The organism is Streptomyces sannanensis, assembly GCF_039536205.1.
GTDB lineage: Bacteria > Actinomycetota > Actinomycetes > Streptomycetales > Streptomycetaceae > Streptomyces > Streptomyces sannanensis.
The window spans coordinates 75,750-98,828 of sequence record NZ_BAAAYL010000004.1 but is presented as its reverse complement, the minus strand read 5'-3'; the positions used below and the strand labels follow the sequence as shown (position 1 = coordinate 98,828).

The 23,079-nt window shown below is 67.9% G+C and carries 22 protein-coding genes and 4 pseudogenes; 17 read left to right on the top strand and 9 right to left on the bottom strand.

All coding sequences use genetic code 11. From position 1 onward, the window contains the following. The first annotated feature begins 294 nt into the window (after window positions 1-294). Both ABD858_RS36560 and ABD858_RS36555 read left to right on the top strand, forming a co-directional pair. On the top strand, window positions 295-450 hold the full coding sequence (locus ABD858_RS36560) for a hypothetical protein (protein ID WP_345045951.1): 156 nt from the start codon (window positions 295-297) through the stop codon (window positions 448-450). Further along, on the top strand, window positions 408-677 hold the full coding sequence (locus tag ABD858_RS36555; protein ID WP_345045949.1) for a hypothetical protein: 270 nt from the start codon (window positions 408-410) through the stop codon (window positions 675-677). Before ABD858_RS36560 ends, ABD858_RS36555 begins: the two co-directional genes overlap by 43 nt. A gap of 177 nt (window positions 678-854) precedes the next feature. Here the strand turns inward: ABD858_RS36555 and ABD858_RS36550 are convergent, their stop codons facing one another. Further along, the gene (locus tag ABD858_RS36550) at window positions 855-1,253 is read right to left on the bottom strand and encodes a hypothetical protein (protein ID WP_345045948.1); all 399 of its coding nucleotides are present in this window, start codon (window positions 1,251-1,253) and stop codon (window positions 855-857) included. Between the two features lie 213 nt (window positions 1,254-1,466). Here ABD858_RS36550 and ABD858_RS36545 point away from each other — a divergent pair. Then, window positions 1,467-2,135 (top strand): annotated as a pseudogene (locus ABD858_RS36545) (transposase); the annotation flags it as partial. A 312-nt stretch (window positions 2,136-2,447) separates the two neighbouring features. Next, on the top strand, window positions 2,448-3,647 hold the full coding sequence (locus tag ABD858_RS36540; RefSeq protein WP_345045947.1) for a phospholipase D-like domain-containing protein: 1,200 nt from the start codon (window positions 2,448-2,450) through the stop codon (window positions 3,645-3,647). 208 nt (window positions 3,648-3,855) lie between these two features. Here ABD858_RS36540 and ABD858_RS36535 read toward each other — a convergent pair. Continuing rightward, a pseudogene (locus tag ABD858_RS36535) lies at window positions 3,856-4,605 on the bottom strand (transposase); the annotation flags it as partial. 1,435 nt (window positions 4,606-6,040) lie between these two features. On the opposite strand from ABD858_RS36535, the gene ABD858_RS36530 reads away from it, so the two are divergent. Beyond that, window positions 6,041-6,484, top strand: coding sequence for a transposase family protein (locus tag ABD858_RS36530; RefSeq protein ID WP_345045945.1), 444 nt, complete (start codon window positions 6,041-6,043; stop codon window positions 6,482-6,484). 57 nt (window positions 6,485-6,541) lie between these two features. Continuing rightward, window positions 6,542-7,051, top strand: coding sequence for a glycoside hydrolase family 113 protein (locus tag ABD858_RS36525; RefSeq protein WP_345045944.1), 510 nt, complete (start codon window positions 6,542-6,544; stop codon window positions 7,049-7,051). A gap of 34 nt (window positions 7,052-7,085) precedes the next feature. Here the strand turns inward: ABD858_RS36525 and ABD858_RS36520 are convergent, their stop codons facing one another. Continuing rightward, on the bottom strand, window positions 7,086-7,514 hold the full coding sequence (locus ABD858_RS36520; protein WP_345045942.1) for a hypothetical protein: 429 nt from the start codon (window positions 7,512-7,514) through the stop codon (window positions 7,086-7,088). A gap of 374 nt (window positions 7,515-7,888) precedes the next feature. On the opposite strand from ABD858_RS36520, the gene ABD858_RS36515 reads away from it, so the two are divergent. The 6 genes and pseudogenes from ABD858_RS36515 to ABD858_RS36490 all read left to right on the top strand — a co-directional run bounded on the left by ABD858_RS36515 (window position 7,889) and on the right by ABD858_RS36490 (window position 12,908). Beyond that, window positions 7,889-9,820 carry a LodA/GoxA family CTQ-dependent oxidase gene (locus tag ABD858_RS36515; protein ID WP_345045941.1) on the top strand — a complete coding sequence of 644 codons (1,932 nt, stop codon included), beginning with the start codon at window positions 7,889-7,891 and terminating at the stop codon, window positions 9,818-9,820. Continuing rightward, complete coding sequence (locus ABD858_RS36510; protein WP_345045939.1) at window positions 9,820-10,968, top strand: NAD(P)/FAD-dependent oxidoreductase; 1,149 nt, start codon at window positions 9,820-9,822, stop codon at window positions 10,966-10,968. The genes ABD858_RS36515 and ABD858_RS36510 overlap by 1 nt, the downstream gene beginning before the upstream one ends. Next, on the top strand, window positions 10,965-11,690 hold the full coding sequence (locus tag ABD858_RS36505) for a hypothetical protein (protein ID WP_345045938.1): 726 nt from the start codon (window positions 10,965-10,967) through the stop codon (window positions 11,688-11,690). Before ABD858_RS36510 ends, ABD858_RS36505 begins: the two co-directional genes overlap by 4 nt. 226 nt (window positions 11,691-11,916) lie before the next feature. Further along, entirely contained in the window at window positions 11,917-12,276 is a 360-nt protein-coding gene (locus ABD858_RS36500; protein WP_345045936.1) for a hypothetical protein, read from the top strand. Further along, a pseudogene (locus ABD858_RS37140) lies at window positions 12,275-12,517 on the top strand (transposase); the annotation flags it as partial. The gene ABD858_RS36500 and the pseudogene ABD858_RS37140, both read left to right, overlap by 2 nt. Next, window positions 12,459-12,908 carry a HEAT repeat domain-containing protein gene (locus ABD858_RS36490; protein WP_345045935.1) on the top strand — a complete coding sequence of 150 codons (450 nt, stop codon included), beginning with the start codon at window positions 12,459-12,461 and terminating at the stop codon, window positions 12,906-12,908. The pseudogene ABD858_RS37140 and the gene ABD858_RS36490, both read left to right, overlap by 59 nt. A gap of 493 nt (window positions 12,909-13,401) precedes the next feature. Here ABD858_RS36490 and ABD858_RS37135 read toward each other — a convergent pair whose 3' ends face one another. Then, window positions 13,402-13,599: a group II intron maturase-specific domain-containing protein gene (locus ABD858_RS37135; protein WP_425586384.1), complete on the bottom strand. Its 198-nt coding sequence runs from the start codon at window positions 13,597-13,599 to the stop codon at window positions 13,402-13,404. 66 nt (window positions 13,600-13,665) lie between these two features. On the opposite strand from ABD858_RS37135, the gene ABD858_RS36485 reads away from it, so the two are divergent. The 5 genes and pseudogenes from ABD858_RS36485 (at window position 13,666) to ABD858_RS36465 (ending at window position 16,740) form a co-directional block, all read left to right on the top strand. Next, window positions 13,666-13,926, top strand: coding sequence for a hypothetical protein (locus ABD858_RS36485; RefSeq protein ID WP_345045933.1), 261 nt, complete (start codon window positions 13,666-13,668; stop codon window positions 13,924-13,926). Between the two features lie 403 nt (window positions 13,927-14,329). Beyond that, complete coding sequence (locus ABD858_RS36480; RefSeq protein WP_345045932.1) at window positions 14,330-14,863, top strand: hypothetical protein; 534 nt, start codon at window positions 14,330-14,332, stop codon at window positions 14,861-14,863. A 411-nt stretch (window positions 14,864-15,274) separates the two neighbouring features. Further along, window positions 15,275-15,556: a SigE family RNA polymerase sigma factor gene (locus ABD858_RS36475; protein ID WP_345045930.1), complete on the top strand. Its 282-nt coding sequence runs from the start codon at window positions 15,275-15,277 to the stop codon at window positions 15,554-15,556. A 207-nt stretch (window positions 15,557-15,763) separates the two neighbouring features. Further along, window positions 15,764-15,865: pseudogene (locus ABD858_RS36470) on the top strand (helix-turn-helix domain-containing protein); the annotation flags it as partial. Window positions 15,866-16,095: 230 nt separating this feature from the next. Beyond that, window positions 16,096-16,740: an SMI1/KNR4 family protein gene (locus tag ABD858_RS36465; protein WP_345045928.1), complete on the top strand. Its 645-nt coding sequence runs from the start codon at window positions 16,096-16,098 to the stop codon at window positions 16,738-16,740. 120 nt (window positions 16,741-16,860) lie between these two features. Here the strand turns inward: ABD858_RS36465 and ABD858_RS37130 are convergent. From ABD858_RS37130 to ABD858_RS36435, 5 genes are all read right to left on the bottom strand, one after another. Continuing rightward, window positions 16,861-17,933 (bottom strand): IS630 family transposase gene (locus ABD858_RS37130; RefSeq protein WP_425586381.1). Its coding sequence is split into 2 segments (ribosomal slippage): window positions 16,861-17,444 and window positions 17,444-17,933, totalling 1,074 coding nucleotides; the frame shifts between segments, so codons are not numbered across the junction. Window positions 17,934-18,031: 98 nt separating this feature from the next. After that, complete coding sequence (locus ABD858_RS36450) at window positions 18,032-18,190, bottom strand: recombinase family protein (RefSeq protein WP_345045923.1); 159 nt, start codon at window positions 18,188-18,190, stop codon at window positions 18,032-18,034. A 326-nt stretch (window positions 18,191-18,516) separates the two neighbouring features. Continuing rightward, window positions 18,517-19,068, bottom strand: coding sequence for an EF-hand domain-containing protein (locus ABD858_RS36445; RefSeq protein ID WP_345045922.1), 552 nt, complete (start codon window positions 19,066-19,068; stop codon window positions 18,517-18,519). Between the two features lie 137 nt (window positions 19,069-19,205). Then, window positions 19,206-21,518, bottom strand: coding sequence for a molybdopterin-dependent oxidoreductase (locus ABD858_RS36440; RefSeq protein ID WP_345045920.1), 2,313 nt, complete (start codon window positions 21,516-21,518; stop codon window positions 19,206-19,208). A gap of 451 nt (window positions 21,519-21,969) precedes the next feature. Beyond that, on the bottom strand, window positions 21,970-22,446 hold the full coding sequence (locus ABD858_RS36435; RefSeq protein WP_345045919.1) for a hypothetical protein: 477 nt from the start codon (window positions 22,444-22,446) through the stop codon (window positions 21,970-21,972). Between the last annotated feature and the right edge of the window lie 633 nt (window positions 22,447-23,079).

Genomic DNA, 23,079 nt, shown 5'->3' with positions numbered 1-23,079 from the left:
GCAGCGTGCACGGGACCCCCTTGTCCGCAGTCTGACGGCGGCCGGTAGCAAGCGTGGTCAAGGGGAAACGCGGCGGTGGCCGGGGCGGTAGCAGACCGGGACAAGGGGTCATGGTCGGGCTCGTGGTCGGGCCGACCACGGCGGACAAGGGGGCCGGGTTTGGCCCTTGCAGCCCGATTCGTCCCGCCCGGACGGGGAGGGAGAGTTCTCTGTCCTCTGTCCACAGGCTGGCGAGCCGACCCTGCTGGGGACGTCGCCGTGATCGGCACGTCGACCGTACGTCAGGAGCTGCCCATGTCCCCCATCGTTCCCTCACTGCCCCCGCACCTGGTGCAGCTCGGCTGCGACTACATCCTGGCGGTGGAGACCGGAGATGACGCCCAGGCCGCACGGCTCGCGCCCGAGAGGTGGAGCAGCTGCCAGGACTGCTGCCGGGCATCGCGGAACTGATCGTCTTCCCCGTGACCGTGCTGTCCGACGACACCGACCCCTGCGCCGACTCCTTCGTCCTGGACGAGGCCGGCGTCATCTACCTGATGGCGATCCGCACGTGGGCCACGCACGCCCCCGCGGCTGCCGCGCCGGGGATCGCCCGCACCATCGCGCACTTCGTCGGCCAGGTCCTCGCCGACGCACCAAAGGAACGTCGTCCAGGCTCTGCAGGCGATGCGCGATGAGGGTGCCCCGGGGTGGATGCACGGCATCGTCCCCGGCGATGTTGTGCATCGTCATCACGATGTCGTGCACTCCGGGCGATGTCGTGCATCCATGCGGAGAGTGCACGACATCGTCGGTGGGCCCCGTTATGTTTTTCGCGGTCCTGCAAGAGGGCCGCTGGCCTCCCCCGGGTGCACTCAGCGGCCAGCTTCTGGCCCACGGTGCGGGCCCGGCTGCTGGGGGCGGTGCGCACGCTGGTCGTCCTCGCGCACCGGGTGCGGTGCGGTGGTGTCCTCCCAGTCGGCGTACCGGCTCATCGTCTCGCGGGCCTGGTCGGCCGCCTTCGTGAGCACACCCTGGAGGTGGCGCAGCTGCTCCTCCGTGAACTCCAGGGCTTCCACGTCGGTGCGCGACTCCTTCAGGGCCCGCAGCGCCGCCATCGCCGACCGGCGCTCGTCTCCCGGCTCCGGGCCAGCGGGGTCGACGTCCTGGGGCGAGAGCAGCTCGGGCATCGCCGCCTGCTGGTGCGGGACGACGTCGTACTCCCGGCCCCGCACGGCGGTGGCGGTGGCGGTGCGCAGCGTCTCCCGCAGCACCGCGCCGGCGAGGACGGCCCGGTCGTAGCTCAGTGGGGGGCGGGGTATCTCCCACTTCCCCGCTTCCTGGTCCGGGGGCCGGGAAGCAGCCGACTCGCCGGGATCGACCGAGGGCTGCCGGTCCGGGTCGGGCGTGGGGGTTGGTGGGCGGCGCCGGGCGGGGAGGTCTGACAGGGCCCACCGGGCGGTGTAGAGGCGGTAGCCGGGCTCCAGGAGGCCATCACCTGGCTGCTTGAACGCTATGGCTCCCCAGCTGCCCTGCGGAAAGCCGGCCGCCGCAGACTCGTCGAGCTGATTCGCCCCAAGGCCCCGCGCATGGCCACCCAGCTCATCGACGACGTCTTCGACGCGCTCGACGAACAGACCGTCGTCGTTCCGGGCACCGGCACCCTCGACGTGGTCATCCCGTCCCTGGCCAGCTCGCTCGCGGCCGTCCACGAACAACGCCGGGCCCTGGAAGGCCAGATCAACGAACTGCTGGAGGCCCACCCTCTTTCCCAGGTCCTGACGTCGCTGCCCGGCGTCGGCGTCAGAACCGCCGCCGTCCTGCTGGTCACCGTCGGCGACGGCACCAGCTTCCCCACCGCCGCCCACCTCGCCTCCTACACCGGCCTCGCTCCGGCCACGAAGCAGTCGGGCACCTCGATCCACGGCGAACACGCACCCCGCGGCGGGAACCGACAGCTCAAACGCGCGATGTTCCTGTCCGCGTTCGCCGCCCTGCACGACCCCGCCTCCCGCGGCTACTACGACCGATGCCGGGCCCGCGGCAAGACCCACACCCAGGCCCTCCTCCGCCTCGCCCGCCACCGCATCAGCGTCCTGTTCGCCATGCTCCGCGACGGCACCTTCTACGAGCCCAGAACCCCACGCCTCGCTTGACGAAAGACATAGAGGCACCCCCCGAGCCCGGTCGCCCGAGCCATCCGCGCCGGGGCCGGTCACTGAGACGCCCGAGGCGGAGGAACTGCGGCGGATCGAGCAACTCCGCTCCACGTTCGGCGAGTTCAAGACGAGGCAGCACTTCACCAGCTCGCCTGCCACGAAACCTCGCTACTTTGTCGGTACACGTGATCATTCGCGTGCCGGATGCCTCGGGTTGGCGATGCCGTCACCTGGCGTGCAGGCGGACTCAGAAACATCCGCTCCTGACCGCTCCGCTCGGGAGTGGCTGCACCGCACAGGAGACACCCCATGCGTCGATCACGTTCCGTTGCCATAGCCGGCCTCGTGGCCCTGGCCGCCACGGTGTGCACACAGGCAGTGGTCGCCCCCACCGCGCAGGCCGCCCTCGACGAGCCCGCCCGCAGCGCCTGCCGCAACGCCGCCGACGTACCGGTCAGAACCGACGCGGTCTTCAACGACCCAGTCGCCGGCACCCCGACCGCGGTCGTCGAGCGCATCTGCTCGCTGATCAAGCAGACCCCGGCCGGCGAGTCGATCGAGATCGCCGAGTTCGTCGTCTCGGGCGACGCGGGCTCCGACTACGTCGCGGCGCTGCTCGACGCCCACCGGCGCGGCGTCGAGGTCCGCATGGTCATCGACGGCTATCAGATCGACAACCCCGCCGCAGCCAAACTCATCGACACCCTCGGCACCGACAAGTCGGCCTCGTCCTGGGTCCACGTCTGCAGTCACCCGAGCCCCGAGGGCAACACGACCTCCTGCCAGGGCACCAAAGGAATGCACAACAAGTTCTCCCTGTTCTCGTCGGTCGGCGGGCAGCGCGACGTCGTCGTCCAGGCGTCGAACAACATCACCGACGTCAACTCGACCCGATACTGGAACAACCTGGTCGTCCTGCCCGACAACCGCAAGCTGTTCGCCGGATACGGCCGCTACTTCGACGACCTCGCCGCCGAGGTGCAGAACCCCGACTACGACACCACCGTCACCGGGGGGATGCAGGGCGGCAAGGTGACCGCCCAGTTCTACCCGGTCGCCGACCGCGACCCGATCGCCAAACGCCTCGCCGAGGTCGGCTGCAGGAAGGACGGCCGCACCCGCGTGGAGATCGGCCAGTCCGAGTGGGACGCCACCCGGCTCGCGATCGTCGACGGGCTCGCCGAGCTCGTGACGGCCGGATGCGAGGTGCGCGTCGTGCACGGCATCGCCGACCCGGAGGTCACGGCGGCGCTGGACGCCGCCGGCGTTCCGCGCAGGGTGCTCGACGGCAGCACGAAAGCCGGGCGCATCCACTCCAAGTACATGGTGGTCACCGACCCGACCGGCCCCGGCGCCCATCGCGGCTGGGTGATGACGGGCAGTCACAACTTTAACGCCACCTCTCTGCAGCGCAACGACGAGGCGATGGTCGAGCTGTCCCAGCCCGGCATGGTCGAGGCGTACGCCGTCAACTTCGCCCGAGTGTGGGAGGTCGGGGCAGAAGGCTGAGCCGCCTCGCCCCGGCGAAAGCGTCGACAGCCCCGACTCCGAAGCGGCTGCATCTCGCCCACCTGGCGGTCGCTTGCGAGGTCGTGGGCGAGATGCAGCGCCTGACTGCGGAGATCGCCGACCAGGGCGGCCGCGCCGGGGCCGGGTACCCGGAGCTGGGCGAGGCGGCGGGCGGCATCTCCCGCCAGGCCGCCCGCAAGCGGTGGTCGTGCCAGCTGTCGGGCTTCTTGAACGTGAGGACGCCGCCATGCCGGCGAGGGCGCCCGCCCCGGGGACCCGGCCGGGCGGGGCCGGGGTCGCGGAGCATGACCCGGTCCGAGCGCAGGCGCCCGACCAGCACGACGGGAAGGTCGGCGAGAGCGTGGGTCAGGTAGGCGACGTCGTAGCCGGAGTCCATCACGATCAGGATGTCCGGATCGCCCGGTCTCCAGTGGCCTGCGCTCGTCAACCGCTCGACAGCATCGCGGAGTTGAGCGGCAGTGACGGTGGTCGCGTCGTCGGCCGGCCCCAGGCGGACCGCGTCCAGGAGAGCGACCCAGGAGGTGCAGCCGGACTCCAGGGCCGCGACGAAGGAGTAGGGCCAGCCGGGCACCAGCTGGTCCGTCTTGCGGTCGCCGCGTCCGTAGACATGGCAGAAGAGCCGGTCGCCGCTGGTGGGAGCGTCGGGTCGCAGCCAGTGCGACACGTCCACGGCGAGGACGATCCGCCCTTCAGCCGCCTTCGGCAGCGGCAGGCCCGCCAGCACGCGGCGCAACCGTGTCGGCTCCAGCCAGCCACGGTCCAGGGCCGCGTACAGCGCACCGTGCCCGCGCCGGTGCTCGACCGCCAAGGAGAGCTCGACCAGGGTTTTCACCGGCCCGTCCGCGCACAGCACCGCGTCGGTGAGCTCGAAGAGCGCGTCCGCGCGGCTGTACAGGCAGTCGTAGAACTCGACACGAAAGTGGGACAGGACGCCCAGTGCGGCGTCGGCGGGACCTGCAGGAGCGAGACTCTTCACCAGCGGCCGTTCCTTCACGCGACGTTGCTCGACACCTCGAAGCGTGAAGAACGGCCGTCCTGCTGTCCCTCGAAGAACACGAGATCAGCGGGTCGAGTGAACCGGCGAGGTTACCGAATCGCCGAATCGTGGCGAGCGTTGTGTGCTCCCATCCCGTCCACCTTCGCCCCAGGCGGAGCCGAGCAGTCGCGGCCCAGGGCGTCAAGGTCGTTCGTACAGTGGCGCGCTCCACCTTGACGCCCTGAACCACGCCCGTTCCACGGTGTGCCCCTCGCCGCCTTCGGCGTGGACGTCTTCGTGGCTCTCGTGAACGCTCTCAGCGGATAGCCCGCTGCGGTACAGCAGCGAAGTGGGCTTGATCCGCTTTGACGGACATCCGCTCGCGTCGCGGCCCGCGCCGCCGACGGCCTGGAAAGACCGGCCGGAGATCGGCGCCAGGCTACAAAGCAGATGTCGGCGGTTCGAAACCGTCACCTAAACCGGTCGCGGCGAGCGCGCGGAGCCAGGTCGGTCGGAAGTTGATCCGGCGTCGAACCGCTTGTACGGGGCAGGCTCAGCTCAACCACAGAAGTAGGCGGTTGGAACTGAGGCCCGCGGCGTAGCCGCTACGATCGGCCTATGACGTCACCTCAGGCGGATGTCGCGTAGACCCCCGCGCACGCTGAGGGCCACCGTGCCCGACAGGCAAAGCGATGGTGCGGTGAGCACGCTGCTCATCAGCGCGTGTCCTGGGCCATCGGCATGTGCTGCCATGCACACGTACCTCTTCGTCGATGGTCTCGACGTGGTGGCGCGCAGCGATAGCAGGATGGCCAGCCTCGGTCCGAGGCGACTGCTCCGCCCAGGTGGACCGCTCTATCCGACGGATATGCCGTGCACGGTAGATGTGGCGACCCAAGAGCGGCCCAATTCATGTCCGGGCAGGCTGACCATCCGGGTCCGGCTCTGGGGCGATACGGTCATCTGGTCCGACCTGATGTACCTGGGCCTCGATGGCAGAACTATCGAGGAGGTTCGCTTCCACCTGGAGCAGTATCTGGGCGAGATCGAGCGGGCATACGCGGCATTGCAAGACCGCCCCCGATCGCCAACGAGTCGCACTTGCCCTGACATCCACCCTTGACATCAACGGCGGCGGATGTAGAAGCACAGCGACGGTCCGGGACGGAGTCGCATCCTGGCGGTAGTGCCGCGAGAAGGGTGGGCCAATCGAACTCCTCAAGCGGATGTCAGCCCACCTGGCCCAGCTCGAACGGGCAGGCCCCCTCCACAACGGGCCAGTGTTGCGGGTCTACAGCTGTCGGCTGTTTGTGGCAACTGAATCGGGTTCAGGCACGGATTTCGTGAAGTCGATCGTGCTTCCGTGCACCGGTGACGCTCCGTCATCTCCAGGTGGATGCTGACAGCGTGTGAGGAGATCTTCCTTCTGCTCCCGCATCTCGTGGGGATGCGGGTCGAGTGCATGGAGGTACGGGACGGCCTCGTGATGATCGAAGCGTCGACGCCGGAGGACGTACTCGTGCCGTGTCCCGGCTGCGGGGTGTCGTCTGGCCGGGTGCACAGCCGGTACGGTCGGCACCTGGCGGACGCGCCGTGCGACGGGCGGGGCGTGGTGATCGAACTGTCAGTGCGCCGGCTCTTCTGCGACAACCGCGAGTGCCAGCGGGTGACCTTCGCCGAGCAGATAGACGGGCTGACCAGCCGCTACGGCCGCCGGACACCTGTCCTGCAGCAGATGCTCGCAGCGCTGGGCGTCGTCCTGGCGAGAGCCTTGACTGCGCCAGGGTGCGTCTGCCCGGCCCGCTCCTGGGTCTTTCGGATGCGACGCCACCTTCGGTAGCCGTTCCGCCCTCTGGCCAAGAACCCCGAGCGCGTGTGGTGGTCCTCCCTCGGGCCGGTGCAAGAACGCCTCAACGACTTCCTCTCCCAGATCGCCGCGACCGTCCGTACGCACTTCGGCGGGCAGGTCACCTACGCCTCGGCCCCCTGGGAGTTCGTCGACTGGAGTGCCTTCGACCTCGTCGGCATCGATGCCTACCGGGCTTCCTACAACGCCGACAGCTTCCGGGAGGAGCTGCGTGGGCACCTCGCCCACGGCAAGCCCGTCGCGGTGACCGAGTACGGAACCTGTGCGTACCAGGGCGCGGGAGAACGTGGCGGCATGGCCTGGCAGGTGCCCGACGGCGCGGTCCCGGACGAGGACGAGCAGGCGCGCTACCTCACCGAATTGCTGGACATCTTCGAGGAGGAAGGCGTGGACACCGCGCTCTGGTTCACCTTCGCCGGTTACAGCAGGCCCGGCGGGCAAGACCTTGGCTCCTACGGCGTCGTCCGGATGCTCGACGAAATGCGCTGGGAACCGAAGAAAGTATTCCACACGATGGCAGCCAGATACCAACGCAGCTGAAGTACCAAGACCTCCAGCCCTGCCAACCCTCGCTCTACAGCCCCCGATCATCCGTCAGGCCGGTGTGCGGGCTGACGGATGATCTACTGCGCAGGCTGCCGCCACTGACCAGCATGAGCACCCCCCAAACGACCGTCACACCAGCGCTTTGACCTGCAATTTCAAGTTGGCGGAGGCTCAGTGCGGTGCATCGTCGGTGCGCACCGACGATGCACCGGGGGTGCGCCATCGGATGCACTCGGCGGCCGGCTTCTCGTCCGTGGTGCGGGCCGGGATGCTCGGGTCGGTGCGCCCGCTGGTCGTCCTCGCGCACCGGGTGGGATCTGCCGGTGTCTTCCCGGTCGGCGTAGCGGTCCATGGTCTCGTGGGCCCGGTCGGCTGCCTCGGTGAAGGCGTCCTGGAGACGGCGCAACCGTTCGTCGGTGAGATCGAGGGCTTCCACGTCGGTGCGCGACGTCTTCAATGCCCGCAGCGCCGTCAGGTCGATCGCCGACTGCGGCCCGGTCGTTCACCCGTCCGGCCATGTCCGCCACGCGTGCGGCGGCAGGCGCCCCGGGGCCTCCTGCGCCGCGACCTGGCCAAGTCCGAATCGGAGCATGTTGATCGCGACTCCGGACAGACCCTGGGTTTCCGCGGTCCGCGGGGCGTACGTCCAGGCGAGCCTACGGTCGGCCGTATCGCCATACAGCCGGGTGCCCCCCGCCGGGAAGTCACTCGTTCGGGCCCCTGGTGGGTGTCAGGCGCATCGCCGCCGATTTGCCGACCCTAGCCTTCCGTCTGCGAACAGTCTTCTTTTCGGCTCGGCTCGGCTCCCGGACGTTGGAGGCATTCCTTCCCATGCTTGACGAGGTCGTGCGTGCGGCAATCCACCCTGCCATCGGGATCACCCGGGTGGGGAACTCGCTGGAGGGGTACTACATCGGGCCTGAGGTGCCCGATCCCCAGCCCGCGGAGCCGGGCTTCTACAAGGACACCGCCGGGGCTATCAAGCGCGAGGTCGCGAGGTTCCGGATCTACGGCTACAACGCTCGCGGCGAGGCCGTCGTCGAACTCACCCCCGACAACGCCGACATCCGGTGGACGGCGCACCTGGCGAACAAGAAGGCCGCCTGGTACCAGTTCCAGCTGGCCCTGGACATCGCGGATGCCGCACTCGCCAAGCCGTCCGAGCTTCGCAACAAGGAGATCACCGGGGACCTGCGCAAGGACCTCCACATCGACCCCGGCCCGATCAGCATCACCGGGAAGAACGTCTCAGGCCCCGACTTCCACTTCTGCAACGGAACGTTCATGGGAAAGGAGGTCTACCTCGGCGAGCTGCGCACCGACGAGGCGGGCCGACTGCTGGTGTTCGGCGGTTTCGGCCAGTCGGCGTCGTACAACGGCATGCCGGTACACACCTACGCCAACAACGACGGCTGGCACGACGACACCGGCGACGGTCCCGTCACCGCGACCGTGACTCTCGGCGGGCGTGAGCTGCCGGTCGACCCGGCCTGGGTGGTGGTCGCACCGCCGAACTACGCGCCGGCGCTGAAGGGCATCCGTACCCTGTACGACCTGCTGCACGACGTGTTCGTCGGCAACGGCTCGCTGCCGTTCCCGCAGAAGGTCTCCTTCACCCGGCACATCGCGCCGGTGCTTCAGCGGTTCTGCGACCACCAGTGGGTCAACCAGGGCTTCGCCGGGTTCTACGGGCACCAGGGCCTGGCCCCCTTCGTGACACCTGAGGCCATGAAGCGTCTCAGCAGCACCTCCCCGGAGCGCAGGGCACTGCGCCGTCAGGTGTTCAACGCGCTGCGGGACTTCGCTCGCGACGGCGGATCGCCCGTACCCTGGCCCTGGCTCTACGGGGACGGCATGGCAATCCCGCCGAGAACCCCGCTGCAGCACATGGCCCTGTCGGCGACCCAGTACCGGATGTTCCAGTACTGGGCCGACGGGGACTTCGAAGACGACTGGGGCACCATCCAGCCGGCCCGCGACCTGGACGGCCTTGCGGTCGGCGAGCAGCCGGAGGCGCTGGATCGTGCGGCGCTGGACTTCTGCCTCGCCGACGCCTTCCACCCCGGCTGCGAGGTCACCTGGCCGATCCGGCACCCGTCGATGTACGCGGCGCCGTTCCGTATCCGCCACCGCCTGTCCGACCAGCCGGAGCCCTCGTACGGCGCGGTGCTCACGCCCGAGACCGCCCTGTCGGTCAACGGCCCGCTGTACGACCAGGGGCCTGGCGACCTCACCCGCTGGATGGCGGTGCCGTGGCAGGCCGACACGGCCAGCTGCCGCTCCGGCTACGAGCTCGCGCTCGGCCCCCGCCACGATCCCTACCTGCCGACGTTCTGGCCCGCTCGCGTCCCCAACCACGTGCTGACCGAGCAGGACTACCAGGTCGTGGTCGACGAGAGCCGGTCGCTGGCGGAACGCACGGAGGCGTTCGAGCGCCGGGCGGTGTGGCTGCGCGGGCTTAAGGGACAGAACGCCGACCAGCTCAACCAGATGGTCAACGACTGGTACCGGCTCGGCATCGTCGAAGTACGCGACGGCGCCAAGGACTTCCCCGACCGGATCCAGGTGGAGTCCACCCCCTCGATCGACCTGACGGGCGTGTCGCCCACCCGGAACCTGGTCACCCTGCACGTCCCGCAGGCCGCCGACCCGGCGGTCGCGTCCGTCGCGATCAACCAGGCCGTCGCCGTGAGCGGCTACACCGCCGAAGAGGTCACGGCCGGCTTCATCCACAAGGTCGCCCCCTACCGCAACAACGTCTGATGCCCGATCGCGCTCCACAGGCCGCCGACCGTTACGACGTGGTGGTCGCCGGTGGCGGCCCGGCCGGCACCGCCGCCGCCCTGACCCTGGCCCGCGCCGGCCGCTCCGTGCTGCTCGCCAACGCCGGCGGCGGGCCACCCAAGGTCGGCGAAGCGCTGCCGTCAGCGGCCCGCACACTGCTCCACGACCTCGGGGTCGGTGAACAGCCCGTCGTCGAAGGCCACCTGACGTGCTACGCCAACCTCTCCGCGTGGGGATCGGCGACGCTCGGTCGCGTGGACTTCATCCGCGACCCCAACGGACCCGGCTGGCACCTCGACCGTGCCCGGTTCGACCGCCGCCTACGCGAGGCGGCCCGCACGGCCGGAGCCGCCCTGGCCGACCACACCGCCATCCGCCCGCACCGACGTACGCCGGACGGCGGCTGGGCAGTGACGCTGCACAGCCGGCAGTCCACCAGGCTGGTGCGCTGCCTCTGGCTGATCGACGCCAGCGGCCGCCGCCGTGCCATCGCCGCCCGATGCGGCGCCACCCGCCAAACCACCGACCGGCTGCTCGCCACCTGCCTGGAGCTGCCGCCCGCACCCACCGCCCCGCACACGGAGACGTCCTCCCTGGTGGAATCCACCCCGGACGGCTGGTGGTACACCGCACTCCTGCCGACCGGACGGCGCCTGGTGGCGTACTTCACCGACGCCGACCTCACCCCTCCCCCGCTTCACGACCGCGCGGCGCTGCCGCAACTGCTCCGGCAGACCCGGTACGTCGCCGCCCGAGCCGACGCCCACCCCGTGCCCACCGACGCCACACCCCGGCGGGCACCCGCACACTCCTCCCACCTCGACACCGCCACCGGTGACGGCTGGATCGCCGTCGGGGACGCCGCCGCCGCCTTCGACCCGATCTCCTCCCAGGGCATCCTCACCGCCCTCTACACCGGTATGACCGGAGCCGGCGCCCTGAATACCCACCTCGACGGCGATACCACCGCCCTGGACTCCTACCGCGACAACGTGAACGGCCTGCTCGCGGCCTACCAGCGCAACCACCACACCGCCTATGCCCTCGAACGCCGCTGGGCACAGCGGCCGTTCTGGCAACGCCGCCACAAGACCCTGCCACCCCCCACCGGAATGGAGTGCGCATGACCACCCGTCACGAACACGAGCACGAGGACCCCTCCGTCCACTCCTTCATCCTGGCCGGCCGGGAAACCGTCTTCGGCTACCACCTGGCCATGTTCGGCATGGCCGAGCACCGCTACCAGGTCGTTCTGAAGTACGACCTGCCCACCGACATCATCGAGCTCTACCTCAAGGACCGGGCGCAGCACCCCAACAGCTGGCACGCCGTGCGCAACACTCAGGACATGGTGCTGCCGCCCATCGGCGACGGCGCCGTCACCGAGTACCCCGCCCGCCTCGACCGCGTCACCCAGACCGGCAACGGCGAAGACCGCGTCTGGGAGCCCCTCTCGGAGGGCTTCACCGCCCGTATCGAGCGGGTACTCAACTTCCGCCGCTTCAATGACAGCGAGGGCTTCCCGCCCCACCTCACCTACCTGATCTACGGCGAGGGCAACGAGGCCCACATCGCGCACCGCCTGGTCAAACGCCCGCACTACGAGCAGATCATCACCCTCACGCGGACGCCCGACGGCATCACCCCGGCCGACCTGGCCAACGCCGTCGAACTCACCATCCCCGCAGTCCCCGACGACGGCCACAACGGCCAGCCCTGGACCACCAGGCCGCTACCCCAACGCACTTACGACGCCCTGCTCCACCACAAGCCGGGAACCGCACCCGAGCCGATCACCCTCGACCTCACCGACGAACGCTGGTGGAACATCACCACCCTCAACATCTGAGCCACCCCTCCCAGGGCCGGTGCCCCCCCGATGCAGGCCCCCGCCCTGGCGAACCCGCCCCAAAACACAGGGACGTGGAAGGGGCAGGCGGGCGCCGTCAAGGTCTCCGACAGGCAAGGGCAGTCGGACACCCGGTTGCGCCCCTCGCGCTCGGCCGAGCCTCGGCGCTTGAACGCCGCCGACGAGCCGGACGGCCACCTGCCCGACAGCCCGGCACACTCACCCGGTGAGCCACAGCGAGCAAGCAGGCCGATTGGACGGGCCCTGGTATCGAGTCCGCACGGAGCACTTCGAGGCAGCGTTCCTGCCGAATGCAGGCGAGAAGCTGGAGTCGGTGGACAACATCGACGTCTTCGTGGACCTCAATGACGGAACCCGGTGGAGTGCGACCGTCATCACCCTCGCCCAGGTGGAGACCATCATGAAGAGGTGGGTGGCAACCGGGGAGGCCCTTGGCGGCAGCTACTTCTGGTGCTCGGACGGCCTCATCGTCCGCGACGCGGGCATCAGCAACATGACCCAGGTTCTCGTCGGCCTGATCCAGACCGGTGAGTTCACGCAGACCCTTCAACGCATCGACGACTGACAGCGAGGTGCTGCTGGCGTTCTACGACTTCCCGGTCGAGCACTGGATCCATCTGCGGACTACGAACCCCATAGAGTCGACCTTCGCCACCGTGCGGCTCCGCACAAGGGTGACCAAGGGGCCCGGCAGCCGGGCCGCCAGGCTGGCCATGGCCTGTTGGAGCGTTACGAGGAGGTCGCCGCATGAACGTCCTGACCGAGGCACTGGAACGACTGTCCGCGCAGGAGGCCCGGGAGCGTGATGACGCCTCCGCCGCCCTCGGCGATCTTCTGCACTGCGGCAGCCTGGGCCAGCAGGAAGCCGAACTCGCTGTCAGTCACTTGATGGCGCTTGCACTCGACGATCCGGATCACTCCGTCCAGGAGTCCGCCCTGAACTCGATCGGTGAGACGCCCCTGCATCGGGACCTGCCCCTGCGGCTCGTCGAGGCGCTTGCCCCCGCCCTTGCCGGGATGACGCCGGACCTCCTCGAACACGCCATCGGGATCCTCGGAGCCACACGCGCCCCAGCCGCACGCACGATGATCGAGCCCTTCCTCGAACACGCCGTCGGGTTCATCCGCGAGGCCGCCAACATCACCCTCGCTGAACTACCCGTTCACGGCAGTCAGCAGATCCCTACCGCACGCTGATGCACGGCAGTCACCACCGTGGTTGGCCATCTTCGCCAGCCGGAAACACCGACTCCGAGGCCGGAACTGGACCACCCGGTTCACCTACGGGCGGATCACCCGGCCTTTGGCTTTGGCCTCCAGGGCCCGCAGCGCGTCATACAGCTCACGAGCCTTGGACGACTCCCCCACCTACTCCACCTTCCCAGGGTGCCCGCCGCCGCCCGTCTGCCCGCCTCGATGCACAGCGGGCACGGCAATGACCAGGAGCGTAAACCCGAACTCTTCGAACCGATCACCCGCGAACTTTCCCGCCGGTGGCTCGACGAACTACGCGCAACCACGGAGCCGCCCACCAGTCGGCCACCCACAGGTACGTCGTCCGGAACGGGCGGGCTGGGCCGTCCGGTGACCAGCACCCGCATGCCGTCTGGCGGGGCTTCCGCTCCGTTTCCAGTCCCCGCCGCTTCAAACCGTGCGTGCGGTTCTCCCGCACACGGCTTTCCGACATCGTTCACCGACTGGCATGCGCCGTCGCCCTGTGCACAACGTAGCCATCGACCGCGTTGAACTTCCGCCCGGAGTTCACGTTGCGGAAGTACGCTGCCCAGCCCCGCAGTACGGGGTTCAGGTCGGCGACCACGGCTGACACTGGCCGTTCGGTCTTCGAGCGGGCGGTTGCTGCGCGGACCTTGTCCCGCAGCACTCGCATCGCTCTGGCCGAGGGCCAGCGTTGCAGGTAGAACCTGCCTCGCCATTTCCACGATTCCATCTTCCGGTGGTGGAAGCCGAGGAAATCGAAGCCCTGCCTACCTCGGGTGAGGGGTGCAGTCGCATCCCGAGTCTTTCCAGCACTTTCGCCGCCAACTGCTTGTCCATATCGGCCCGTTGTCTGGTTGGCGACAGGACCACGAAGTCGTCGCAGTACCTCGCCCGGGCGCTGCGGCAGCGCTCGGCGCCGCCACTGCTCGGCAGTGACGGCGTGAAGTCGTCGATGGCCGCATTCGAGCGGCCGCGCGCCGCCAGCAGCACGATGTGAGCGCGTTGCCGCGGCTGGTGGGGTGTCTTGTGGCCCCAGGCCGCCTTCTTCAACCGGTGCCGCTCGGCGGCTGTCGGAAATATCGGGCGGGCGGCGGCAACAGGCATGGCAGGCAGGCCGATCGAGAGAAGTGGATCACGACGAACCGCAGCCTGACGCCTCGGATGCTGCTGGCCCATGCGACACGCCGCGCACGTCCAACGGCAGGTGCATGGGGCACCCACCCAAGACAATGACCGCTGGCTGGAGCCCGGCTTCCCCTCCGCAGGGGAGGAAGCCGACGCCAGGGTCACTCTCAGGCATGAGTGGTCGTCGACCTGATCGCGGATGTGGTGGTCGGCGTGCCTCTGGAACAGTGCGACGTGAGCGCGTTCTTCGTTGCCCCATTCCGAGAGGTCCGTTCATGTCCAAGGTTGACGTTCTTCGCAGCCCCGCAGTAACCGATATTCCGCTGCCGTCGCGGCGGGCCGTCAGGGCCGCCTACGCGTCTGCGATCTCCGCAACCGTCGGCTTCATCCCGCTGCACGCGGTGTGGGCGCTCGGCATCCCTCTGTGGGCCGACGAGGACAAGTTCCGCGACTGGTACGCCGTCGGCGGCGGTCCCTACCTGTTCGTGCTGAGCGGGATGGCCGCGATGGCCGGCGTGCTGGCACTGAGCCTGGTCCGGCCGTGGGGCCTGGTGTTCCCGAAGTGGGTGCCGGTCGTGGCGGGACGCCGGGTCCCACCACGGTCGCTGGCCGCCACCGCCTTCACGGTCGCGGCGTTCCTGCTGCTGTACACCGCCTGGGCCGCCGTGCTGACCGTCCTGCAGTGGAACGAGCCGGGCATCTTCAGCCGGTGGATCGTCGCCTACGGCATCCCCCAGTTCCTGGTCTGGGGAATCGGCCTCCTCGTCGCCGCGCAGTCCTACCGCAGCCGGACGACGCCGCAACACTGACCCGAACCCACGGATACCAGCAGCCCACAGCTGAGGAGTCTGGCAGGCAGGTTTCGGAGTCGCCTCAGATCGCCAGGTGGCCGCGTCCAGCAGAGCCACCAGCCCCGGCAGTTGCCCGAGACAGGCATGAAGCCAACGTTGAAGTCAACCCCCGAAGGACTTCCGAAACCGACCACTAAGCACCGATGTGCAGTGATCCTTCATCTGCTTCGGCCTGGACTCGGCCACAGTATTTATCGCTGGCCTCTTCGATTGAGGACGGCAGCCACGGCGCAGCTATGGACGCCGTACAGGATGCGCTCGTCGACGCCTGGCGCCGCTGGGGCACCATCGATAACCCGCTCGCCTGTCAGCACGGCTGCGCGCCGCAATGCCAGGGCGAGCCACCGCTGGCATGCCCGCACCACCCCGTTGACCGCAGCCCTCTCCGAACAGAACCTGACCTTCGACGATTCCAGTGAATCCGTGGTCCAACACGTCACGCTTCTGTCGGCCCTGCGGGACCTGCCGAACATGCAACGCTCGGCCATCGTGCTGCACTACTTCGAGGGGCTGCCGACCCAGGACTTGGCAGGTCTGGCTTTGTTGGTGAGTTACGGGTTCTGGCACAGATCTTGGTTGCGCCGTGAGGCGTGTTGGTTCGAGTGGAGGTGGAAGACCTGCACCAACCCGCTTTCGCAGCAGTTGGGTTGAAGCTGAGGGCAGCCTGATCCGGGTGATGCCGGTGAGGGTGAGAGCGGCCCTGACAAAGCCGGGACGTGTCCAGTACTGCCAGATGGGGCGGGTCCGGCGAGCATGATGGAGAGGAGTACGCGAGGAACCGGCGTTTTACGTCTCTTACTGACTTCGGCGTCTTGGGGTCTGGATCTGTGTCGGGACCGGTGACGCGGTCCGTCCGGGCTGGAAGTTCCGTGCATCGCCCGGGAGTTACGGGTGAGTGAGAAGTCGGTCTACCAGTGGCGCCGTGGCTGGAGGACGGGCGGACGTGAGGTGCTGTGCTCCATCGAGCGCGATCATTAGCCGAAGAAGCGACGCGGCATCTGCCTGACCTGCACGCACTCCAGCCGCCGCCCCTCTGGCCTGCGGGTTAGCGGTCGGCGGGTGTCGTCGCCTGTCATCGTGGAGTCCCCTCGCACGACCCAGAGGCGGCCCCAGCCGGATGTATTGGGGTCACGGCCACCGTCTGGCTGTTCCCAGGAGGTTGTCAGCACCAGGTGGCAGGATGCCGTGCCATGACCGCACCGATCAGTGAGTCGTGGACGCGAATCGAGAACTGGCTGGCCGAGCACGCGCCGGCGACCTACGCCGCGCTGGCGCCGCCCGCGGATCCGGCGGACATCGCCGCCGTCGAACGCGTCATCGGCCGGCCACTGCTGAGGCCCTTGGTGATGTCGCTGCTGCGGCACGACGGTCTCCTCGACCAGCAATTCTCGCTGCTGCCGGCGTTCTACAGACCGATGAGTGCACGCGAGATAGCGGCTGCGTGGCAACTTCTCACCGGCTTCTACGACCAGTGCACGGCGGATGAGAAAGGAGAGGAGGTGGACTACGACTTCATGAAGATCGGGGCTAGCCACGTCCTGTACGGACACCCGCAGTTGATCCCCATCGCGCGGGACGTCGGCGGGGATCCCCTCGTACTGGACCACCGTCCCGAGATCGACCGGGGGCGCGTCCACGAAGCCGAGGCCGTGGAAGGCATCATGCGCGTATCGCACGAGATGTGGACGTCCCTGCCGGTGCTCATGGAGGCGATCGCCACGTCTCTCGAGACCTCTCGGCCCCTCAACCGCTACACGCCGGTAGTGGACGAGGAGCAGAGGCTGTACTGGGACTTCATACCGCTGCGCAGTGATCGGGCCTTGCGTCGGTCATGACGCAGCAGCGGATAGCGAGGTCGGTGGAGCTGCTTCGGGGCGAGTGATCATGGCCCCGTAAGCTTCCGGCGCGTCGGGCATTCTGCGGACTGCCCGTTACCTGACTTCGGCATATTCGGGTCAGTTCGGTCTGTCGCGAGCGAGGCCGGTTCCGGCGAGGAATCCGTCGAGGATGGTGTGCCGGTACTGCAGTGCCTTGAGCCGTCTGCGGAGCAGGGTCTCCAGCTCGCTGAGGGTGCGGGCGGCCAGGTTGGCAAGGCTCCGCTTGATGTGCGCCCAGAGGCCCTCGACCGGGTTGAGGTCGGGTGCGTATCCGGGCAGCAGGATGACCGTCAGCCATTCCCGCTCGGCCACGAGCGCCTGCATCGTCTTGGAGGTGTGGGTGCTCAACCGGTCCCACACCACGATGAGCGGGGCCTTGAGCAGTTGGTGGGCGCCGTCGGGCAGGCGGATGCAGTCCGTCTCGCTCAGCGAGCGACGCTCGCCTTTACGGCCGGTGTGCCGGCGCAGCCGGTAGCACAGGCGGGCGGGCAGGCCCGGCCTGAAGCACAGCAGTCCGGCCACCGACAGGCGGCCACGGCTGCGGCCGGAAACGCGCACTGTCGGGGTGATCCCGCGCCGACCCCAGGTGCGGCCCTTGGGCGGCCGGCCGGTCACGCCTGCTTCGTCCTCGAGGCAGATGAACGCGCCGGTCGCCGCCCGGAGGCTTTTACCTCCTGCCAGGTCGCCTCCCGCCATGCGGTGACCGCGTCCTCGTCGCGTTCGGTCGCAGGCCGGGCGGGCATCTGCACGCTGTAGCCCATCCGGTGCAGCAGCCGGGTCACTCCGGAGACGCTGTAGGAGATGTGGAACTTCCGCCCGATCAGCGTGCGTACCCGTGCGGCGGTCCACACCTGGTCGTCCGTCCAGCCGTGCGCGGCCGGCCCCTCCTCCAGCCAGGCGGCGAGTTTGGCCTGCAGGTGCGGGCCGAGCCGGCAGTCGTAGCCCGAAGGCCCCTTGGAGCGCAGTGCTTCCCGACCGCCCGACTCCCAGGCGCGGCGCCACTGGTAGACCGACTTCTCGCTCACCCGTAACTCCCGGGCGATGCACGGGACTTCCACGCCTTCCTCATAGAGGTCAGCAGCCCGTATCCGTACCTCTTCACGGCGCTTGCGCTGCCCGGCGGTCAGCCCGCCCCCGTCTGGATACCGCATACCTCCGGCGTACCAGCCACCGTGGGCTCCGTCACCAGGTCCGACAAAGAGACCTCAAGACGCCGAAGTCAGTAACCCCTCTCAATCGAACGACGCCGTCACCCTCCACGACGGCTCCCCAAGATCTGTGCCAGAACCCGCTTGAAACCTACGCAGCCAACCACCGGGTCCTCGATCCCGGCCTCGTCCAGGACGAGGTTCTGACGGTCGGTCGACTGCTGGTCGGTCGAGACCCGCTTGTAGACCAGGTTCGCCACCGAGGGCCCTTCCGTGCGGAAGATCGGACCCTATCTGTCACCAAACCCTGTCAGCAATCACCATCGGATCTGATTGGATTCGAGCTGCCGCGAACCCCTGGATTGCACGGATTCATTGGACGCGTCGGCCGCCTGTCGTCAAACGATGGCACCCTCAGGTGATCAACGCACCACCCACGGATGATCATGTAGTCGTGGAGGCACAGGTGCGTGACTACGGGTTTTCGCCAGCTCAGCAGGATGAGATCTGGACACGCTGGCGTGAACGCCGCACGCCCAGACCAGCAGTGGTGTGGGCGTGCGTACCTGGGCCGAATCCGGGGCCGTCAGCCGGCGAGTCTGCCGAACAGGTGGTTGGCAGCAGCGTCCGGGTCGTTGCCGTAGAAGAACTCTGTGACCGCCTGGTGGAATTCGGCGCGGTCCAGCCCACCGGAGCCGTCCTGGTCCAAAGCGGCGAAGACCGCGGCGCAGTCCTCGCCGGGAACGCCGGCGACCGAGTCGAACATCTGCTGGAACTCCGCCTGGTCGATCTTGCCGTCTCCGTTGAGGTCGACGAGGTCGAAGAAGCAGTTGGTCACCGGCTCGATCTGTTCCGGGTAGAGGGCGGGGTCGGTCAGGACCCGCCTGAACCCTTCGGTCATCTCCCGCAGATCGACCTTCCCGTCACCATCCTGATCCATCGGGGCGATCACGTTCGCCCAGAACCCGTCCATCCCCTCGGTGAGCAGGCGGGCGGTCGCGGAGTCCAGCGCGGCACCGCGGACGGCGATGTAACGCTCGCTCATCATTCGGACGTCCCGCTGGGTGATGAACCCGTCGCCGTCGACATCGGCGCCCCTGAACCACTGGGCGTACTTGAGGTCTTGAAGTGCAGTCACGACTGCGCACAGTATTCATGTCATTACTCAGACGCAAAGCGGGTAAGTGGAGAGTCTCTCGGCGGCCAGAGCAACCTGCTCCACGCTTGACGGTGGTACACACGGAAACTTGCCCGAAGCGACAGGAAGCTTTCGTGTCATTGTTCGAGATTTGGTGGTGCATAAGCGAGCATATCGGGAAGAGGGCCGCCGTAGCACTCGACGTCGACCAGCGCACTGAGAGCACTCGGCCCTTGGGACAGGCGCGAGCACGGCCGATCCCCTGTGAGAACGTTCGGATTTCCGTGGCGGTCCAACGTTCCGCTCAAGCCCGGCTGGACCGGATCCCACCACGCTCCCGTGGACAGTTGCACGACGCCCGGCATGACATCGTCGGATAGGACTGCACCCGCGAGACAGCTTCCTCGGTCGTTGTAGACGCGTACTATCATGCCGCTTTCGATGCCGCGTGACGCGGCGTCCAACGGATTGATCGTCACGGGCTCACGGCGACGGATCTTCGAACTGAGGCTGTGGTCACCGTTGTCGTACTGGCTGTGCAGCCGTGAGGCGGGCTGATTCGAGATCAAATGCAACGGGAATCGGTCCGACAGGTCGGCACGAAGCCACTCCACTGGTTCAAACCACGTCGGGTGCCCGGCGCAGTCGTCGTAGCCGAACGAGTCGATCTCCTCGGAGAAGATCTCGATCCGGCCCGACGGTGTCGGCAGGGGGAAACGCTGCGGATCTGAGCGGAGCGCCTCGAAGCTGCCGGGAAACGGTCCGGTCAACGCCGGCAGCTCAGCGGTGGAGCTTCGCCAGAAGTCGTCGAAGCTCGGCAAGGCGGCATCGTCGCTGAGTTTGGCCCTCGTCTGCTCGTAAAGGTGTCGAACCCATTCGATCTCGGAGCGTGACTGGGTGAACTCCTGCTCGTATCCGAGCCGGGAGGCCAAGGCGGTGAAGATCTGGTGGTCGGTGCGCGACTCGCCCGCCGGCTCGCGGACCTTCGGCATCGCGACGAGGTGGGGGTCTGAAAACCCGGCGGCGAAGTCGTCGCGTTCCAAGCTGGTGGCGACGGGCAGGACGATGTCCGCGAACTTGGCCGTGGTGTTCCACCAGGCTTCGTGAACCACCACCGTGTCAGGGGTCTGCCAGGCTCGGGTCAACCGGTGCAGGTCTTGGTGGTGGTGGAACGGGTTCCCTCCACACCAGTAGATCAGGCGAAGCTCGGGCAACGTGAGGCGCCGGCCGTCGTAGTCGATGGTCTCACCCGGATGCAGCAGGGTGTCGGCGATCCTTGCCACAGGGATGAAATCCGGAACGGGGTTGGAAACCTCCGGTACCGTCGCCACGAAAGGGCGGCCTCTGGCAACACCGGTCGCGTCCATCGTCGCGTAACCTGCGCCCCAGCCGCAGCCAGGCCGGCCCATCGAGCCCGCCATGGCGGCCAGCACGACAGACATCCAGATCGGTTGTTCGCCGTGGTCTGCCCGCTGCACCGCGTAGTTGACCATGATGAGAGAACGCTGGGTGGTGAGGCGGCGAGCGAGGTCGGTGATCGCATCGCGGCTGATGCCCGTGATCTCCGCTGCCCAGGCAGCGTCTTTCCGGATGCCGTCGTGCGCGCCAGTCAGGTAGGAGGCGAAGCGGTCGAAGCCGACGCAGCACCGGCGAAGGAAGTCCTCATCGTGCCAGCCGTTGACCAGCATCGTGTGGGCGATGCCGAGCATCGCGGCGGTGTCGGTATTGGGGATGACGGGCAGCCACTCGGCATCCAGGAAGCCGGCCATGTCGCTGCGGATGGGGCTGATGTTCACGAACCGTGCCCCGGCCTCACGGCACTGGCGCTGCAGGTCCTGCGTCTGGTGCCTGGCCAGCCCACCAGGGTTGATCTGGCTGTTCTTGAGGGCCAGCCCTCCAAACGCCACCACAAGCTCACAGCTCTCGGCAATCTCGTCCCACATCGGCATCCGGGACTGGTAGCTCCACGGATGCCCGCCGATCACATGAGGGAGGATGACCTCCAACGCAGCGGTGCTGTATGTGTTACGAGAGTCGGTGTATCCTCCACCCAACGCCAGGAAGCGGTGGAGTTGATTCTGCGCGTTGTGGAACGCGCCCGCACTGGCCCAGCCATAGGATCCGCCGAACACCGCGCTATCTCCGTGCCGTGAACGAACTCGCCGGAGTTCATCGCTCACCAGCGTGATCGCGTCGTCCCAGCTCACCTCCACGAAGGCGTCCGCGCCTCTGGCCGTGTCGTGGGCGCGCGGCAGGCCGTTCAGCCAGCCCTTGCGCACCGCAGGGCGCAACACGCGAGCGCTGTCGTCGGCGGCTGTCACCATTCCCGGGCCGATGGGAGACGGCGTGGGGTCATCGCCCCTCGGCTCGATCCGCACCAACCGACCGGAATCGACCACCGCGACAAAACTGCCCCAGTGCGTCGCAACCGACATGCGTCGTTCCACCATGCCTCAACTCCACCCCTGGGGTTTCCCCTGAACTCGGACAGCGATTGCTTACGTCCTAGAGGCTCCACCTCAGTCGACGGTCCGGCGGACGGAGACTTCCCCTGTGGCCTGCTGCCCAACCCCGTTGGTGCGCGCAGCTGCCAATGGCCGGACACCCCCGGCCGGGTTGGCATCAAAAGCCGTATCTCAGCCGATCATGGAACGTGCGGGTCGAACAGGTTTCCCGCCGGGGTGATCTTCCCGTTGTACGCGTATGAAGGCAGGGCCTCTCGGTAGCTCGGGGATGCGAATCCAACCGCGCAATGCCGGGAGGCTCTGGTGTCGTTGATGAAAGCGTCCGATCTCGTCCAGTTCTCGGCCTCCGCCCCGCTGGCGACCCTTTCCAGCAGCGTGACCACACCCGGCCGGATCACCAGACGGACACCGCAGGGCGACCGACCGCCTCGTCTCTTTACGACTCCAGGAGGTGGACCGAGTAAATGACCATGTAGTCCCAGCTGGAGCCCCAGTCGTCACGCTGCTTGAGCCGCCACAGTCGGGAGTCGCCGTCCTGCAGGTCACGAATGGGGATTTCTTCTGTCAGGGTTCCGAGTAGGTGCTCCTTGTCAAGCCTGCTGACGACTTTTCCCATAGCTGTGGTGACTACGTCGACGACCGGTTTGGCGCTGGCGCCGGGACTGAGAGTGTACGAGGCGAGCCCGGCGGCGAGCCCCTTCTTCGCTGGCGCGTAAAGCGTGCCCCAGTCCCCGGCGATGTCGCTGTTCCAGGCGGTCAGGGCGATGAGCAGCCGGCCATCCTTCTGGACCTCTCCGTCGAACATGCCGTGCTCCTCTTCGGAGAACGCGCGCATCTGATCGGCATCGATATCGCTGGGCGTGGTGAGGACGGGGTGTGATGCGGAGCCTGCGATACCTCCCGTGGCGATCACGCCGCCCGTGATGAAGAGCTCGTCGGTTCCCGAAGGCTACCTGGTGTCGTGGCAGGTCACGCTGTCGAGGAGGATCTTCAGATTCATGCATATACCCCTGTTCAGGCTAAGGCTGACGTTGAGATGTGCTGATGGGACCTTTCCAGAACCGTGCGGGGTACGCGCCAAAACGAGCCGTCATGACGCGTGGGCCCGGGTCAGCGGCCCAGACGGAACTGGGCAACGCACCTGTCCTACGGCAGCCCAGCACGGATGTCGTCCATCGCCGAGGTCCGCAGCGGCCGGCGGCTGCCACACCGCCTCGGGGCCGGGCCGACCCTGGACGGCAATGTACTCGGGGCAGCACCGCGTGTGGCGGCCATTCCTGCTTGTAGTCGAGCTGTGTCACGGCCGGATGGACTCGCCGTGAGGAATAGGCCGCCGACCGCGGCCATCGTTCCGGATACCGCCACGGTCTGCACCCGCATCACGCTGAGGCTGGCGCGGCGGGCTGGCTCGACACTGCCGCCAGTCCGCCGCACTGGCGGGCCTGGTCCCCGCGGGGTGCGCGACTTGGAGCTGACCGAGAAGATCACCGCCACGAGAAGTTCCGCGGAACGTATGGGGCTCCACGGGTCCACGCGGCCTTGCGAC